The organism is Rothia mucilaginosa (assembly GCF_964211445.1).
In the GTDB taxonomy this organism is placed as follows: Bacteria; Actinomycetota; Actinomycetes; order Actinomycetales; family Micrococcaceae; genus Rothia; species Rothia mucilaginosa_E.
The window spans coordinates 17490-34058 of record NZ_CAXOQT010000013.1 but is presented as its reverse complement, the minus strand read 5'-3'; the positions used below and the strand labels follow the sequence as shown (position 1 = coordinate 34058).

General features: G+C 61.5%; 15 protein-coding genes. 6 read left to right on the top strand and 9 right to left on the bottom strand.

Annotated features, from left to right (window positions below; genetic code table 11):
* Positions 1–141 precede the first annotated feature (141 nt).
* Both AB8E48_RS04655 and AB8E48_RS04650 read right to left on the bottom strand, forming a co-directional pair.
* Entirely contained in the window at positions 142–621 is a 480-nt protein-coding gene (locus AB8E48_RS04655) for a VanZ family protein (RefSeq protein ID WP_368885918.1), read from the bottom strand.
* A complete protein-coding gene (locus tag AB8E48_RS04650; RefSeq protein ID WP_368885917.1) occupies positions 611–1900 on the bottom strand; it encodes a histidine phosphatase family protein in 1290 nt (429 codons plus the stop codon). Before AB8E48_RS04650 ends, AB8E48_RS04655 begins: the two co-directional genes overlap by 11 nt.
* 228 nt (positions 1901–2128) lie before the next feature.
* Here AB8E48_RS04650 and AB8E48_RS04645 point away from each other — a divergent pair, with 228 nt between their 5' ends.
* The 3 genes from AB8E48_RS04645 to AB8E48_RS04635 all read left to right on the top strand — a co-directional run bounded on the left by AB8E48_RS04645 (position 2129) and on the right by AB8E48_RS04635 (position 5463).
* Positions 2129–3103 (top strand): ABC transporter ATP-binding protein, encoded by a 975-nt coding sequence (locus AB8E48_RS04645; RefSeq protein ID WP_368885916.1) that lies wholly within the window; start codon positions 2129–2131, stop codon positions 3101–3103.
* Positions 3103–4524, top strand: coding sequence for an ABC transporter permease (locus AB8E48_RS04640; RefSeq protein WP_368885915.1), 1422 nt, complete (start codon positions 3103–3105; stop codon positions 4522–4524). The genes AB8E48_RS04645 and AB8E48_RS04640 overlap by 1 nt, the downstream gene beginning before the upstream one ends.
* Before the next feature lie 174 nt (positions 4525–4698).
* Positions 4699–5463 carry an HAD family hydrolase gene (locus AB8E48_RS04635; RefSeq protein ID WP_368885914.1) on the top strand — a complete coding sequence of 255 codons (765 nt, stop codon included), beginning with the start codon at positions 4699–4701 and terminating at the stop codon, positions 5461–5463.
* A gap of 122 nt (positions 5464–5585) precedes the next feature.
* Here AB8E48_RS04635 and AB8E48_RS04630 read toward each other — a convergent pair whose 3' ends face one another.
* From AB8E48_RS04630 to AB8E48_RS04615, 4 genes are all read right to left on the bottom strand, one after another.
* Positions 5586–6281 carry a methionine ABC transporter permease gene (locus tag AB8E48_RS04630; protein WP_070819287.1) on the bottom strand — a complete coding sequence of 232 codons (696 nt, stop codon included), beginning with the start codon at positions 6279–6281 and terminating at the stop codon, positions 5586–5588.
* The gene (locus AB8E48_RS04625; RefSeq protein ID WP_070846715.1) at positions 6282–7337 is read right to left on the bottom strand and encodes a methionine ABC transporter ATP-binding protein; all 1056 of its coding nucleotides are present in this window, start codon (positions 7335–7337) and stop codon (positions 6282–6284) included. It abuts the gene before it with no gap.
* A 145-nt stretch (positions 7338–7482) separates the two neighbouring features.
* Positions 7483–8364, bottom strand: a complete 882-nt coding sequence (locus tag AB8E48_RS04620) for a MetQ/NlpA family ABC transporter substrate-binding protein (protein ID WP_294642202.1) — start codon at positions 8362–8364, stop codon at positions 7483–7485.
* A 306-nt stretch (positions 8365–8670) separates the two neighbouring features.
* Positions 8671–10449 carry a long-chain-fatty-acid--CoA ligase gene (locus AB8E48_RS04615; RefSeq protein ID WP_368885913.1) on the bottom strand — a complete coding sequence of 593 codons (1779 nt, stop codon included), beginning with the start codon at positions 10447–10449 and terminating at the stop codon, positions 8671–8673.
* Positions 10450–10596: 147 nt separating this feature from the next.
* Here AB8E48_RS04615 and AB8E48_RS04610 point away from each other — a divergent pair, with 147 nt between their 5' ends.
* From AB8E48_RS04610 to AB8E48_RS04600, 3 genes are read left to right on the top strand one after another with little or no spacing between them, the layout of a single operon-like run.
* Positions 10597–10746 carry a hypothetical protein gene (locus AB8E48_RS04610; RefSeq protein ID WP_005504480.1) on the top strand — a complete coding sequence of 50 codons (150 nt, stop codon included), beginning with the start codon at positions 10597–10599 and terminating at the stop codon, positions 10744–10746.
* A complete protein-coding gene (locus AB8E48_RS04605; RefSeq protein ID WP_303987918.1) occupies positions 10746–11408 on the top strand; it encodes a sugar O-acetyltransferase in 663 nt (220 codons plus the stop codon). Before AB8E48_RS04610 ends, AB8E48_RS04605 begins: the two co-directional genes overlap by 1 nt.
* A 33-nt stretch (positions 11409–11441) precedes the next feature.
* The gene (locus AB8E48_RS04600; RefSeq protein WP_368885912.1) at positions 11442–12566 is read left to right on the top strand and encodes a hypothetical protein; all 1125 of its coding nucleotides are present in this window, start codon (positions 11442–11444) and stop codon (positions 12564–12566) included.
* Between the two features lie 157 nt (positions 12567–12723).
* On the opposite strand, the gene AB8E48_RS04595 is transcribed toward AB8E48_RS04600, so the two are convergent.
* From AB8E48_RS04595 to AB8E48_RS04585, 3 genes are all read right to left on the bottom strand, one after another.
* Positions 12724–14202 (bottom strand): dihydrolipoamide acetyltransferase family protein, encoded by a 1479-nt coding sequence (locus AB8E48_RS04595; protein WP_368885911.1) that lies wholly within the window; start codon positions 14200–14202, stop codon positions 12724–12726.
* Positions 14203–14301: 99 nt separating this feature from the next.
* Positions 14302–15288 carry an alpha-ketoacid dehydrogenase subunit beta gene (locus tag AB8E48_RS04590; protein ID WP_005504472.1) on the bottom strand — a complete coding sequence of 329 codons (987 nt, stop codon included), beginning with the start codon at positions 15286–15288 and terminating at the stop codon, positions 14302–14304.
* A 2-nt stretch (positions 15289–15290) separates the two neighbouring features.
* On the bottom strand, positions 15291–16457 hold the full coding sequence (locus AB8E48_RS04585; protein ID WP_368885910.1) for a thiamine pyrophosphate-dependent enzyme: 1167 nt from the start codon (positions 16455–16457) through the stop codon (positions 15291–15293).
* Between the last annotated feature and the right edge of the window lie 112 nt (positions 16458–16569).

The window sequence follows — 16569 nt, the reverse complement described above, 5'->3', positions numbered from 1 at the left end:
GACCTAATGAACTGTTGGGTTTTACCTCTCCCCAACGCTCAAGACAGCAAGAACCCCCGCTACCGCGCCCTAACAGGGCAAAAACCTAAGGCGCCGACTCCGAGAACCCTCGGAACCGGCGCCTCCAACAGGCACAGAACCTCATTTACTCTTGCGTTCACGACGCGCACGACGCCAACGATGCACACCCAGAGCACCCGCCGCACCCAGCAGGGCGCCCGAACCGTTCATCAGCACATCTACCGGGTCGCCCGTACGATCCGGCATGAAGCTCTGAATCGTCTCAATGCAGGCACTGACCAGGAAGCCCGCGTACAGCACGTGCGGGCGAGCCTTCGGCCTCAGCAGCAGGGCGAAGAGAAAACCGCCCGGAATGAACATAATGACGTTCGAAAGCTGCTCAATACTCGAATAGGTGATGAAGGCGGGCAGCCAACCCTCAGCGTGGCCGGTGTCCAGTAGCTGCGCGAGGCGGCCGCCCATCTCGTTGTCGTCCACGTGCACGGGGGCGAACACGATACTCGCCACCACGGCACAGTACAGCGCCGTGACGGGCCAGAGAATCAACCGCCACACGCGAGCGCCAGACTGACCGCTACCGGGTTGTCCTTTACCAAACAAGGCGGCCCACCTCGTCGAACTGCTTGGTCGAATCCCATGCGAACAGGCCCGGCACGTCAATCGTGAGCGGCTCGGCGTTCGGCACGGTTACGGTCCACTCTTCACCGGCTGCGGCGGAGAGGGCGCGACGGATAAAGCTGCCGTGGCTGACGGCAATAATCTTCTGGTCGCCCGAGGCTTCAGAGAGTTCACGCACGATATTGCGCAGGGTACGCACCGCACGAATGTACACATCACGCTCGGATTCCACGTTCGGGTAGTAGCGTTCCGGGGCGCGGCGTTCGGGGGCGGGAATGTCCAGGCCCTCGCCGGCACCGTAGGCGCGCTCGACCAGCTCGGGGTAGGTCTTGTGTACCTGCAGGTCGAAGTGTTCACCGACCAGCTGCGCCGTCTCGTAGGCGCGGGAGAGGGGTGAAGACACCAGCACGGTGAACTCCAGGCCCATGTCAGCAAGCTTCTTGCCGGTGGTGCGTGCCTGCTCGCGGCCGGTGTCGTTGAGCGGAATGTCGGTGATGCCCTGCATCAGGTTCGCCTTGTTCCAGTCGGTCTGGCCGTGGCGAATCAGGGTGAGGGTCGTGTTCTCGGCGCTCACCGGGACCTCTTCGGGGCCCAGCTCGGGCTCGAGGTGCTGTACGAGCAGGCGGTCGATGGCGTCGTCCAGGTACTGCAGAGGTACCTCGGTGAGGGAGGCGTTCACGGGGATCGGGTAGATGCCGTCCTCGTTGAGCAGTTCGGGGTGGCGGTCCGCCAGCAGCGCGGTCATGGTCAGGGCGATGAGCATGCCGTGCGCGGCAACCACAACGGTCTGGCCCTCGTATTCGCGGCGGACACGGTTCAGCGCCGCCAGGGAGCGGGCGAGGAAGTCCTTCTTGGGCTCCACGTTGTACGCGTTATTGGACTGGCGGGAGGCGAGAATCAGCTCGCGGGTCGCAACCTGACCCTCCAGGTCGCCGAAGGAGCGTTCCTGGAAGCCGTCAAAGGCGCCGCGGTAGGGTACGCCCATGCCTTCGGCAATGATTTTGGCGCTTTCTACTGCGCGGGACAGGGGCGAGGAGACGATAGCGTCCACGGTGGTGCCGTCGGCTTCTGCCTGCTTCAGGGCGCCGATGGCGGTGCGTACCTGCTCGCGGCCGGTGTCGTTCAGCGGGATGTCGGTGCCGCCCTGGAATCGGTGGTCGATGTTCCAGTCGGTCTGGCCGTGGCGCAGGAAGATGATGCGGGTTCCTGCCTCGGGGTCGGGTACCGGAGTGATGATGGGGGTGTTCTGTGCGTCGGTCATCCTTCTAGTATGGCATTGCCCCGGCGCAGTTCAAGGGGGTGGGCGGCGTATTCTCGCGTGAGGCTCGCTCATACCGCGGTATGAGCTGCGGGACGATTGAGCACCCGGTCGGACGAATTTTTTCAGGGTATTCCCATATTTTTCAGCCCTCAGACGGAGGGGTGAGCCGTCGAGAAGCTGAGATGATAGAAGGGTACTTCCGTTAGTTCATACCCAATGAAGGTTGTCATGACGCAGAATCCTCAATCTCAGAACCCGCAGTTCCAGGCTCAGAACCCGTACTCAATGACCCCTCCGCAGGCGGCGCAGCCTGCCGGTCAGTATTCCGCTCAGCCCGGTCAGCAGGGTCAGCCGAGCCAGGCAGGTTATTACCAGAACCAGCAGGGCTACCCCGCGCAGGCACCTCAGCAGATGCAGCAGGCGCCCTTCGCACGCGGTGCGATTATTTCTGCCCGTAACCTGCACAAGTCGTACGGCAATAACCCGGTGCTACGTAACGTGAGCCTCGATATTTTCCCCGGCGAGTCCGTGGCGATTATGGGTCCTTCCGGTTCCGGTAAGACCACCCTGCTGCACGCGCTGTCGGGCATTATCAAGCTCGATGCCGGTTCCGTGCTGTTCAATGGCCCCGCCGGTCAGGTTGCGGTGGAGTCCCTCAGCGAGCGTGAGCGCACCTCCCTGCGCGCTAACTCGTTTGGTTTCGTGTTCCAGCAGGGTCTGCTGGTGCCCGAGCTGACCGCGGAGGAGAACGTCTCCCTCGCCGCGATGATTGCCGGTGTTCCCCGCCAGCAGGCGCGTTCCATTTCGGCTGATCTGCTGAACCGCCTGGGTCTGGGTCAGATGTTGGATCGCCGTATGGGTGAGATGTCCGGTGGTCAGGCTCAGCGCGTGGCGATTGCCCGTTCCCAGGTGAACGGCGCCCCCGTAACCTTTGCGGATGAGCCGACCGGCGCGCTGGATTCGAAGACCGCCCGTGAGGTGATGGCGCTGCTGCTGACCATGATTCCGCAGCAGGGTAAGACCCTGTTGGTGGTCACCCACGATCCGAACGTGGCGGCGGCGTGCTCCCGCGTGGTGTACCTGCAGGACGGTCAGATTGTGAGCGATCAGCGCAATAACCAGGGCGGTGTTCCCGCTCAGAACCCCGGTGCGCAGAACCTCGGCGTTCAGAATCCGGGTGCTCAGTCTCAGGCAGGTGCATAATGCAAATCTATGCTCTACTCGCCAAGCGAACCCTATGGAGTTCGCAGGCGATTCTTCCCGTGCTGGCTTTTGCCGCCTCCTCGGCACTGTTTTTGACGGTTGCCGGTGGTGTTCAGGCGCTGAGCACTTGGCTTGACCACGCCGCCAACGTTGACCACGAACTGGTGAACCTGATGGGCATTCAGAAGCTCTACATGGGTTTGGCGTGGGTTGCCGCTCTGGTGCTGGTTGTTCCGCTCTTTACCCTGGGCGCTTCGGCAGCTCGTTTGAGTGCCCGCCGCCGTGACGAGCGTCTTGCGTCCCTGCGTCTGATTGGTGCCTCCACGACACTGATTGTGGGTCTGTCGGTGGCGGATGCGCTGGTGTACTCCCTCGTGGGCTTCATCATCGGTCTGTTGCTTTACCTGGTGCTGATTTTCCCGTTCGGTGCCATGCACTTCATGAATGTTCCGCTGGGTGCTCAGAATATGCTCCTGCCGGTGAGCATGATTTTCTACTGCTTCCTGGGTTGTATGGCCCTGGCGGCTCTGAGCTCGCTCTTCGGTCTGGCGAAGGTCAGCATCAGCCCGCTGGGTGTGCGTACCCGCGCGAAGGCTGGTTCTGCCGGTTACATTGCCCTGGGTATCGGTGTTGTTCTGGTGATTGCCGTGATGATTCTGGCGTCGACCTCTACGGGCTTCAAGATGTTCTCGCCCTTCCAGGACGGCGGTGCCGATAGCGCTATTAAGAACCTGGCGATTTTCATTGCTCTGCCGGGTTTGCTGATGATGGTTGCTATCGACCTGATTGGTACCTTCCTGGTGTGGGCGTACGCAAAGATTCGTGTGCGCATGACCCAGAAGGCGTCGGTTCTGCTGGGTTACCGTGCGGTGCTGGAGTCTCCGCGCGGTGCGTGGCGTCAGGTTTCGGGTGTGGCTCTGTCGACCTTCTTGGTGACTTTCTTCGGCCCCATCCTGATTCTGGCGGGTGAGATGAGCAAGGACGCGAAGGAAGCCGGTCCCGCCGCCGGCCCCTTCATGACCATCATGCAGGACATGTTCCAGGGCATGCTGCTCATGCTGTTCTTCTCGTACCTGCTGGTGACCCTCTCCGCAGTGCTGAACCAGAGCGCCGCCATTTACGAGCGCGGTTCGCTGTACTCTTCGCTGAATATGATGGGTACCCCCACAAAGACGCTGCAGGCTTCGCGCCTGACCGTGGTCTTCGGCCCGCTGGTGCTCATCAGCGTGATTTCTGCACTGCTGGGTCTGCCTCTGACGGCTTTGATTGCGGCTCAGGGCCTTCCCGGTGAGGTTCTGGCGAAGATGTTCGGTCTGACCTTCGGCGCTATTGCGCTGGGTCTGGTGCTGGTCTACGCGGGCCTGCTGGCGACCATTCCGTTTATGCGTCAGGTGACCCATAAGCCGGTGTCCGCTCTCTAGGCTGTTTGGTTTCTGCCCTCCCGTTGCGTTCTCTCAGGATGCGGCGGGAGGGTTTCTTTATGCCTACTTATGTGCCGCGTGCTTTTGTGCCCTCACCCGGCGTGTGCCCCGCATGTTTTCTCACGCACCGTGCCACCACTTCCATAGCCTCAAGCCCTGTGAGAGACTGACATTATGTTTGAACACACCGTACCCTCCGATTGGTTCCCCCGCTGCGCAATCTTCGACTGCGACGGCATCCTCCTCGACTCCGAAACCGTCTGGAACGATGTGCAGCGTGAGCTTTTTGCCCGCTGGTCTGTTCCCTTCACCGAGGAGGTGGAGCACCGCCTCACCGGCCTGGCGGCAGCCGACGTCGCTGAGGAGCTTGCCCTGCTCTCCTACGAGGCGCAGAACGGCCAGAAGCCGGACACCGCCTCCGCAGAGTACGCCGAGCATCATGAGCGCGTGATGAAGGACCTGCTCACCACCGAGCACGAGGTCATCAGCTCCGGCGTGGACCTGATTGAGGGTGCGCAGGAGTTCCTGGGCTTCCTGAGCGAGCACATGCCCGTTGCGGTGGCGTCGAACTCCACCGCGAAGATTCTGACCCTGAAGATGGAAAGCTACGGTTACGCCCCGCTGGTGCGCACCTGGGTCAGCAGCAACGATGTTCCCAACGGTAAGCCCGCCCCGGACATGTACCTGGAGGCGGCGCGCCGCCTCGGCTTTGAAGGCAACGAGGCGCTGGCGTTCGAGGACTCCCCCGCCGGTGCGCAGGCGGCACGCGACGCCGGCACGAAGGTACTGATTTACGCTCCCGCCGGTACCGACCCGGCAAAGGCACCTGCCGGTTTTGGCCGCTTCGATTCGTTCAAGGACCCGCAGCTGTGGGAGGCGGCACGCACCTGGATCGCCAAGCTTGAGGCGGCACAGCAGTCTGAAGCAGCGCAGGGCTAAGCGGCTAGCGCCCCCTCCCCTGGCGCGAAGAAACCCGACACAAAGAAAGACCCCCGGCCCGCTCCTGAAGAGCAGACCGGGGGTCTTCTATGCCTTATCAGCCGTACCTAAGCAGTACGAGCTTATCGGCGCATAACCTTCTTGGCCAGTGCGTTACCGATGAACTGAACCAGCTGAACCAGGACGATAATAATCGCCACAACAGCCCAGGTGATCTCATCGTTGAAGCGCTGGTAGCCGTCCACAATCGCGATCTTACCCAGACCACCGGCACCCACGTAACCGGCCATAGCGGACATATCCACCACGCCGATAACGAGGAAGGTGTAACCCAGGATCAGCGGGCCAAGCGCCTCCGGAATCATCACGGTGAACAGGATGGTCAGCTTCGAAGCACCCATCGCGCGCGCCGCCTCAATCACACCCGGGTCAATGGAGACCATGTTCTGCTCCACAATACGGGCAATAGCGAACGCAGCACCAAAGCTCATCGCGAAGACTGCAGCGTTCACGCCCAGGCGGGTACCCACCACGGCGCTCGTCAGCGGGCCCAGTGCCGCGATCAAAATAATGAACGGAATCGGGCGAATCACGTTCACCAGAATGTTCAGAATCGTGTACACGAAGCGGTTCTGGAAGATGTTGCCCTCACGGGTGGTGTACAGCAGAGCACCCACAATCAGACCGACCAGACCGGCGCACAGCATGGTGATAGACACCATGTAGAACGTATCGCCAATAGCCGGGAGCAGCTTCTCGGGCAGGAACTCAGACCAGTCGGTCTTAGACGCAGCCAGCGGAAGAGTAGTAGCAAACATTTAGCGCACCTCCTGCACGCGGGCAACGGTCTTCAGTTCAGCAACAGCGGCATCAATGCTGGTGATTTCGCCGAGGAGTTCCAGGGTGAGGGTACCGTATGCCTTACCCTGCAGGGTCTCGATACCGCCGCCCACAATGTTGAAGCGGACGTTACGGGCACCCAGGTAGGACAGCACCTTACCGAGCTCCTGGTTACCCTCCACGATTTCAACGTTGATGAGGTAACCCTTGTGGTTTGCGCGCAGCTCAGCCGCCTCCTTGCCGGTGGGGGCAAGCTTGACGGTGGTTGCCACGAACAGCTTTGCCACGTCGGTCTGCGGGTTGGAGAAGACATCGTACACGTTGCCCTGCTCCACCACGCGGCCGGACTCCATGACAGCCACACGGTCAGCGATGCTGGAAACCACGTCCATCTCGTGGGTAATGACCACGACGGTCACACCCAGTTCACGGTTCACACGCTTAAGGAGGGCGAGCACTTCATGAGTAGTTTCCGGGTCCAGTGCACTGGTGGACTCATCCGCCAGCAGCAGGGCGGGGTTGGTCGCGAGCGCACGGGCAATACCCACACGCTGCTTCTGACCGCCCGAAAGCTGGTTCGGGTAGTGGCCTGCACGGTCGGCAAGACCCACGAACTCGAGCATTTCCAGGGCGCGGGCGCGGCGGTCCTTCTTGGACCAGCCGGCAATCTTCAGGGGGAACTCGACGTTACCGAGCACGGTGCGGGAGTTCATCAGGTTGAACTGCTGGAAGATCATGCCGATGTTGGTGCGTGCTTCGCGCAGTTCGGAGTCGCGCTTGCCGGAAATTTCGAAGCCGCCGACGGTCAGGGTACCGCTGGTGGTGGTTTCCAGGCCGTTAATGAGGCGGACCAGGGTGGACTTACCGGCGCCGGAGTAGCCGATAATTGCAAAGATTTCACCGCGGTTAATGGTGAGGGAGACGTTGTCCACAGCAACTACCGCCTTGGGGCCGTTGCCAAAGACCTTGGAAACTCCGTCCAGAACCACCATGGGCGAGGTGCTGTCGCCGAAGCTCTGTGCCAGTTCACTCATAAATATGTATCCGTAAATGTCGTGGTTGGGGCGCTAAAGGGCATTAACGCCGTTACGCAAAGGACGGTAAGCCTGTCGTGACCCGCATCGGGTTCTTAGACTTACCGCCTTTGCGTATGCCTAGAGGAGGCGTGTATTTAGAAGATTACTTCTTAGCGCGCAGCTTGGCTTCTTCGTTAGCCAGGGACTGACGCAGCTCGTCGGTGCTCACGTTGACCTCAACAGCGGTGCCGCGGGTCTCTTCCTGAACGACGTCCATGACGGCCTTGGAGTGGAAGAGCTCAACAATCTTCTTGTAGGTCTCGTCGTCAGCCTTGTCCTTCTGAGCAACGAAGAGGTTCACGTACTTGATTGCCGAGGGGTCGGTCTTGGGGTCGTCCTGAGCCAGTGCGTCTGCGGGCTTCAGGCCTGCATCCTTGAGGAAGTCGTTGTTGACGACTGCGCCGTCAGCGGACTCCATGCCAACCACGGTCTGGGTTGCGTCGACGGGGGTGACCTTCACCTTGGAGTTAGCGGTGTCAACATCGTCGATGGTGGGTGCGTCAACGTCAGCGTTCTTGAAGGTAACCAGACCGTTGGTCTTCAGCAGCTTCAGTGCGCGTGCTTCGTTCACGGTGTCGTTCGGGATAACGATCTCGCCGCCCTGGGGGATGTCAGCCAGCTTGGAGTGCTTCTTGGAGAACAGAGCCATCGGGTAGATGACGGTCGGGCCGACAATCTGCAGGTCCTTGTTAGCGCTCACGTTGTAGTTGGACAGGTACGCGATGTGCTGGAAGCGGTTCATGTCGATGTCACCGGCGTCCAGTGCGGGGTTCGGCTCGGTGTAAGCGCTGAACTCCTTGTATTCAATGTCGATACCCTGCTTCTTGGCTTCTTCCTTCAGGGTCTTGTTGAACTTCTCAGAGCCAACCACACCGATGGTGACCTTCTTGGAGCTGGAGGAAGAGGAGGAGGAGTTGGTGGAACCGCAGGCTGCCAGGCCAAAGACCATGGGGACAACTGCGAGAGCAGCAGCAAACTTCTTCACGGCTATGAATCTTTCTGTTGAATGATGATGCGTTCCACCGGGTGCCGACGAAAGGTACTAGCACGTCCGATGGGAATGATGATGGGACAATTACAGCACGCACAAGGGCGGGTGTGGAAGTTAAGAGCTATTCATGAGACACAGAACGTCAAGGTCGTTATATTTTGTCATATTTCGTCATGCGGTGATTATTTCCAGGTCACAAAGCGCCATTACCGGTGTATTCAGGCGCACACAAAACGCCGGCAAGGGCACAAAAACCCAAGCCGGCGTTCATAAAACGGGCAATCAGCGAGCCGCTAACCCCTACTGGTCAAACTCGCCCGAAGCAATCAGCTGCTCACGCACCTTACGGCGCAGAACCTTACCCAGCATCGAACGGGGCAGGTCATCCACCACCACAATGCGGCGCGGAACCTTATAACGAGTCACCTTCGAATAGCAGTGCTCACGCAGGGTGTGTTCCTGCACCACGCGGCCCGGGGCGGCAACCACGGCGGCAACGACCATCTCGCCACCGGCGGGCAGCGGAATACCGACCACCGCCGCATCCGCGACCATGTCGTGCTGCTTGAGGGCGACCTCAACCTCCGTCGGGGAGACATTGAAGCCACCGGTGATGATGACCTCCTTGATGCGGTCCACGATCTGAATGAAGTAGTCCTCGTCCAGGCGCACAATATCGCCGGTACGCAACCAACCGTCAGGGGTGATGGTCTTCGCCGTCTCGTCCTCACGCTTCCAGTAGCCGGCAAAACGCTGCGGACCCTTCACCCACAGCTCACCCTCTTCACCCTCGGGCACGTCCTCACCGGTCTCCGGGTCCACCACGCGAATATCGGTGGAGGGGAACGGAACACCAATGAAACCGGCACGGCGGGTGTCATTGAGCGGGTTACAGGACACCAGCGGCGCGCACTCGGTCAGGCCGTAGCCTTCCACCATGAAACCACCGGAGGCTTCCTCCCACTCGGCAACCAGCTCGGGCGGCAGGTTCATCGCGCCCGACACCGCGTAACGGATACCCTCCAGGGACACACCGCGCTTCTTCGCCTCATCCAGCAGGCGACGATACACCGGCGGAACCGCAGGCAGAATGGTCGGGCGGGTCTTCTTCATCGCCTTCAAAATCAGATCCATGTCCACGGTCGGGAACAGCACCAGGCGGGCACGGCACAGCGACGCAATCGTCACACCCAGGGTCATGCCGTACGCGTGGAACAGCGGCAGAACCGAGTAAATAACCTCGTCATCACCCGGGTTAATCCACGCCTCACCCATACGGCCGTTAGACTCCAGGTTGCGGTGTGTGAGCATCACACCCTTCGGCAGACCGGTCGTACCGGAGGTGTACTGCAGCAGCGCAATATCGTGCGCAGTCGGGCGGCGATGCGCAGGATCAATACGCTCGCTCTTCACCAGCTGCGACCACGGCACCGTACCCGGAGCTGGACCCGTCAGCTTCTCACGCGAAGCACGCGCGCTCTTCAGCGGCAACTTCAACGCGGTACGCATCAGCGCAGGCATCGCAGAAATCATGTTCACCGAATAAATATGGCTCGGGCGAATATCAGCCGGGAGACCCGTAATATGCGAAGCGATCTTATCCCACACAATCGCGACCTTCGCGCCATGATCCTCAAACATGTGGCGCAACTCAGCACCCGTGTACAGCGGGTTATGCTCCACCACAATCGCGCCCAGACGCAGAATCGCGTAAAACGCCGCAATATGCTGAGGGCAGTTCGGCAGAATCAGCGCCACACGGTCGCCCGGCTGCACACCCGCCACGCGCAGCCCCTCTGCCGCACGCTCAATCTGATTGCCCAGCTCAGCGTAAGTGGTGGTCGCGCCAAAGAACTCCAGCGCAACCTTATGGGGTACGGTGCGAACCGCCTCGTCAATGAGGTGGCTCAGCGAGGTTTCGGGCAGCTCAATATCGCGGGCAGTCCACGGAGTATAGTTCTTCAACCAGGGGCGATGCGCCAACGGATGCGCACCAGCAGCTACACCAGCGGATGCGCCAGCGGGGGATGCAGGAGCCGCCGCATCCTGCAGGTTCGTGTTCTTCTGAGCCTCAGTCATGCAATGATTGTGCCTTCCAGCCCCCGCAGGCTTCAACTCTGCAGCGCTTCTTCCCACGCTGAAAATCACACGGTACACCCGCCCCAGATACCGCAATAAACACCGAAACACTAAGGCAGAACCCTGCAACTCTGGGATACTTAAAGCATGAGTAAACGACAGCAAGACATCACTGACGAACAGTTCAAGAAGCTCCTCCGCGAAATTTCCAAACGATTTGCTATCGCCGGAGGAGTCGTCATCCTGTTCGGAATGGCCATCATCGCACTTGCTTACCTTCTGGGAGGAGCCCACTAATGCACACCCCGCAGCGCCCCAACGGCGACATCTTCAACCGCATGGTCTCCGGCGCCGCCTACATGCCCGATGCCGAATGCGCCGCGCAGACTAAGCGCATCCACGCTGCAACCGTCCTCGCCGAAGAACACTACGCACGCGGCGAGCAGGCACAGGCCATGCACGTCTACCGTGAACACCTCGGCCACCTGGGCGAGCACTCCCACATCCGCCCCGGCGCACGCTTCGACTACGGCGTGAACACCTACATTGGCGACGGCTCCTTCTTCAACTTTGGCTGCGTCTTCCTGGACGTCTGCCCGATTCGTATCGGCTCCACCGTGCTCGTCGGCAACAACGTACAGTTCCTCACCCCCACCCACCCGCTCAACCCCGTTGACCGCGCGGCATACTGGGAAGGTGGCAAGCCCATTACCGTTGAAGACAACGTCTGGATTGGCGGCGGCGCTATTATTCTGGGCGGCGTGACCATCGGCAAGAACTCCGTGATCGGTGCGGGCACTGTCGTCACTAAGGACGTACCCGAAAACTCCCTCGTGATGGGCAACCCCGGCCGCGTCATCCGCACCCTGGACGAGAACGAACGCCCGGCGTACCCGCACACCTACTCCGCAGAAGCCCTGGAAGAAGCACGCGCCTTCTACGCTGACCGCAACCGCTAAATCAGCGCCCAGGATTAGAATCCAAAGGATTTAATGAACGCACAGAACAACACCCCGCAGCAGCGTCCGGCTGCCGCGGCATCCACCCCCACCGAAAGCGACCTGTGGGAGGCGGCTTTCTCCTCCGACGACCCCACCGTGGTTCTGACCGATGAAGACCTGAACGCCGCACGCCGCGCCCACGAAAAGGCGCGCGAGTCGAGCTCTTCGGCGCAGTCCTCGCAGGATGCGCCCCTGTCTCTCTCTGTTGCTGAGGCGGCTACCGCAACCCAGCCGGTCCTCTCCCCCAGTGGCACTTCTCAGGGCGCGGAATCCGGTGCTGACTTGGGCGAACCCGCTACCGATAACCTCAGCTGGCTCGACAAGCCCGCGGCCCCCAGCGCGGACAACGTACGCGGCAGCGCAGCCCCCGCTACCGCACCTGCCACCGCTAGCGCACCGACTGCGGCGGCAAGCTACGAGGTGCCCGCACCCGGTCATGCTCAGGCGGCGCCCAGCGCCCCGCAGGCTAATCCGGCGGAGGATGACCACTTCGTCATCCCCACCCCCGCCGGTACCGCAGGCGCGGCGGGCGCAGAGCCCGTCCTCACCGCCGCAACCGCGCTGTCCATGCAGAAGAGCCGCTACTCCCGCATGCACCTGCTGCCCGGCCTGCTCGGCTGGTTGATTACTATCTCCCTCATGGACGGTGGCCTGTGGGCTATCCAGTCGTGGCTGACCCTGACCGGTCAGAGCGAGTCCATCGAGTACGCCTCGGTGGTCTCCCGCCTCTTCAGCGGCGCCTCGAACGCCGTGCCGGTCGCGGTGGCGCTGAGCGTGCTGATTTTCTTCGCTTACCTGGTGGGCGGCTACGCGGCAGGTCGTATGGCACGATTCGCTGGCGCTAAGCAGGGCATCGCCGTGTGGCTCTGGCAGATTATGGCGCTCATCCTCGGCTCCCTGGCGACCTTCCTGGCGCCTCAGCTGTTCCAGAACGGTGTTGCATCCCTGTCCCTGCAGAAGCTGATTGCGGGTGATTTCGCGAACGGTCTGCTGGCGGTTCTGCTGGTTCTGGCGTTGAGCTTCCTGGGCGCTATCCTCGGCGGCCTCTGCGGACGCCTGTACCACCGCCGCGTGGACAAGTACCCGAGCGACCAGGTGGCACGCGACGACGCCTAGGCTTCTCAGCACTCGCGCCTCGTTGCGTTAGGCACAGAACATACAGAAAACCTCCGGTACCTTGTGTAAGGTACCGGAGGTTTTCTGCATCTAAATCTGTATCCTAAACAGTTTCAGCTACCCAGCGATAAAACGCCGACTAGCCGAAACACGCCACCTAGTGGTCCAGCAGCAGAGCAGGCTCCTCAAGGATTGCAGCCACATCAGCCATGAAACGAGCCGACAGGTCACCATCCACCACGCGGTGATCGAACGAACCACCCAGGGTCGTCACCCAGCGAGGAATAACCTCACCATCAACCACCCACGGCTTCTGCTTGATCGTACCGAAAGCAACAATCGCCACCTCACCCGGGTTGATAATCGGGGTACCGGTATCAATGCCCAGCGAACCGATGTTCGTAATGGTCAGGGTGCCGTTCGCCATCTCAGCGGGCTGAGTCTTACCCTCACGCGCACGGGTGGTCAGGTTGTTCAGCGCAACAGCCAACTCACGCAGGGACAGCTCCTGAGCATCCTTAATGTTCGGAACCATCAGGCCGCGCGGGGTCGCCGCAGCAATACCCAGGTTCATGAAGTGCTTAATCTGGATTTCGCTATCGGTCCAGGTTGCGTTGACCTGCGGGTTACGCTCGGCAGCCCAAATCACGGCGGCGGCGAGCACCAGCAGCGGGGTGACCTTCACGCCCTCAAAGTGGCGGGAGCGCTTCAGGCGCTTCACGAACTCCATGGTGCGGGAGGCATCAACATCCACAAAGATGGACACGTGCGGGGCGCTAAACGCCGACGAAACCATCGCCTTCGCGGTTGCCTTACGCACGCCACGCACCGGGATACGCTCGATGCGATCACCCGGAGTAGTTGCGGGCTGCCAAAACGGCTGGCGGGCGCCGCTATGCTGCACATCGCTCATGTGCGCCACATAGTTCATGAGGTCCTGCTTGGTCACCTGGCCGCGCGCACCGGTAGCGGTCACGTTCGCCAGATCGACACCGAGCTCCTTCGCCGCCAGACGCACCGGAGGCGGTGCCAGGGTCGGGCGGTGCGGAACCTGCTCGGGCGGCAGGGTCGGCGCAGGAGCGGCCGCTGCGGGTTCGTGGGACAGGCGCTGCACCATCGAGTTCAGCGGGGTGTTCTCCACAAAGCGGGAGGCACGCTCAGCCAGCTCGCTCAGCAGGCCCTGGTTACGGTTCACCGGATCGGCGGGGGTGTGCGCCACGGGTGCCTGAACAGCCGGTGCTCCCGGTGCTGCGGGAGCCTGTGCGGGCTGGATTGCGGAGGCGGGGCGCTTGCGTGCGCGACGCTTGACAGCATCCGCCTTGGGGCCGGAGCCGACCAGTGCGGTGCCGGATTCAGCCTCTGCCGCGGCGGGTGCTGCCGGGGCTACGGGTGCATTGTCGCCGCCGGAGATGCTGATGATGGGGGTGCCCACCTCAACGGTTTCTCCTTCGGCAACAAGCAACGCCTCGACGGTGCCGGCGAAGGGCGAGGGCAACTCAACGACACTCTTAGCGGTTTCAATTTCGACGAGGACGTCGTTGATGGCGACCTCGGTGCCGACGGCTACCTTCCAGCTGAGGATTTCTGCTTCGGTCAGGCCTTCACCCACGTCAGGGAGCGGGAAAATCTGGGACATTTTTACCTCTCACTAGGGCATATACCCTATACGGAATATTCTGTGCGAGCTTTCAACCCGCCATAGCGCAACACGCTGATACGTCAGATCAGGGCATGCCTAGTAGTCAAAAGCGCGGTCAACCGCCTCAAGAATGCGGTCAATATCGGGCACGTACTCTTCTTCAACGCGAGAAACCGGGTACGGCATGTAGTAGCCGCCCACGCGAATCACCGGCGCCTGCAAGCTGTAGAAGCAACGCTCCGTAATAGCCGCAGCCAGCTCGCCACCCATACCACCAAAGGTCGGCGCCTCGTGCGCAATAATCAGGCGGCCGGTCTTCGCCACCGAAGCGGCAACGGTCGGCACGTCCAGCGGCGAAATCGAGCGCAGGTCAATAACCTCGATCGAACGACCATCCTCAACCGCAGCCTCCGCGGCAGCCAGGGCGACCGGCACCAGCGGACCGTACGCAACGATGGTCGCATCGGTACCCTCACGCACCACCTGGGCGCTGAACGGGTCAAAGGAAGTGTCGCTAAAGTCCACTTCGCCCTTGAGCCAGTAGCGGCGCTTCGGCTCAAAAATAATGACCGGATCGGGGCACTCAATCGCCTTGCGGGTCATCCAGTACGCCTCATGCGGGGTCGAGGGGGTCACAATGCGCAGGCCCGCAGTGTGGGCGAACAGCGCCTCCGGGGACTCGGAGTGGTGCTCCACCGAACCAATCACGCCACCGTACGGAATACGAATGGTCACCGGCACCGTGTACTGCTTATCGGTACGGTTGTGGATCTTCGCCAGCTGGCTCGTGATCTGGTTGTAGGCGGGGAACACGAAACCGTCAAACTGAATCTCCGGCACGGGGCGGTAGCCGCGCAGCGCCATACCGATCGAGGTACCGATAATGCCGGACTCGCCCAGGGGCGCATCCATGACGCGACGGTTGCCGAAGCGCGCCTGCAGGCCCTCGGTGACGCGGTACACGCCGCCGAGCTTGCCGATATCCTCACCGAGCATGACGACGGTGCGGTCGGCTTCCATGGCGTCTTCCAGGCCTCGGGTGATGGCCTTGGCGAGGGTCAAACGTTCAATTTTCTCGCTCATGCTTACTCCTCTTCAAAGCCTGCAATGTAGGTGCGGTAGAACTCGCGGTCGTCTTCCACCTGCTGGTGTTCCTGTGCGTAGACGCGGTCGAAGAAACGCTCAAAGTCGGCGACCTCGGAGTTCAGCACCGCCTCACGCACGCCGTTTGCGACCTGCTGTGCAGATTCTGCAACCTCCTCGAAGAAGGCATCGTCGGCGTAGCCGTTATCGCGCAGGTGCTTCTCAAGGCGAAGCATGGGGTCGCGGCGCAGGGGACCTTCCAGGTCGGCGTCGGTGCGGTACTTGGTGGGGTCATCCGCGGTGGTGTGCGGGCCGAGGCGGTAGGTTTCAGCCTCAATCAGCACGGGGCCTTCGCCGGCACGGATCTTCTCCATGGCGTAGCGGGTTGCGGCGAGCACGGCGAGAACGTCGTTGCCGTCCACGCGGATACCTTCGAAGCCGTAGCCTGCGGCGCGGGTGGACACCGGCACGCGGGACTGCACCTCGAAGGGCACGGAGATAGCCCAGCGGTTGTTCTGCACGAAGAAGAGCACCGGCGCGTTGTAAGAGGCAGCGAAGACCATGGACTCGTGCGCGTCACCCTCGGTGGAGGAGCCGTCACCAAAGTAGACCGCCACGGCGGGCTTCTGCTTGTCCTCGGCGGGGTCGGTTGCCTGGCCCTGGCCGGTGGGGCGGGTGCCGGTTTCAGCCTCGATGTCGGCGTCGAAGTTCAGGCCCATAGCGTAGCCGACGGCGTGCAGGGTCTGGGCGGCAAGCACCTTGGTGTAGGTGTGGAAGTTGTGTGCCTTCATGTCCCAGCCGTGGGTGGTGGAGCCGCGGAAGATAGTAATCAGGTCGCGGAAGTCCACGCCGCGCGCCAGGGCGACGGCGTGCTCACGGTAGGAGGGGAAGATGTAGTCGTTGGGCGCGTAGGCGAGTGCGGAGCCAATCTGTGCGGCCTCCTGGCCTCGGCTGGGCACCCAGAGAGCGAGCTGACCCTGGCGCTGCAGGGCGGTTGCCTCATCGTCGAATCGGCGGGTGGTGTACATGAGGCGGTATGCCTCACGCAGAGTGTCTGCGTTGACGTCTTCGATGTACCGGCTGTAGGTGGGGTGTTCGTGTACGGTGCCGTTTTCATCCATGAGCTGGATGCGTTCGGGCACTCCCGGGTACTTGTCGTTCTCGTGCATCTAACCTCCACACGTGACGAGGGCTTGGCCCTCAGCGGCCTGGGTTTTAGCCTCAACGTTCACCTGATGGTGCAGGGTTTGAGGTGCTCCGGCAGGCCTGTGAGGGTCTGGG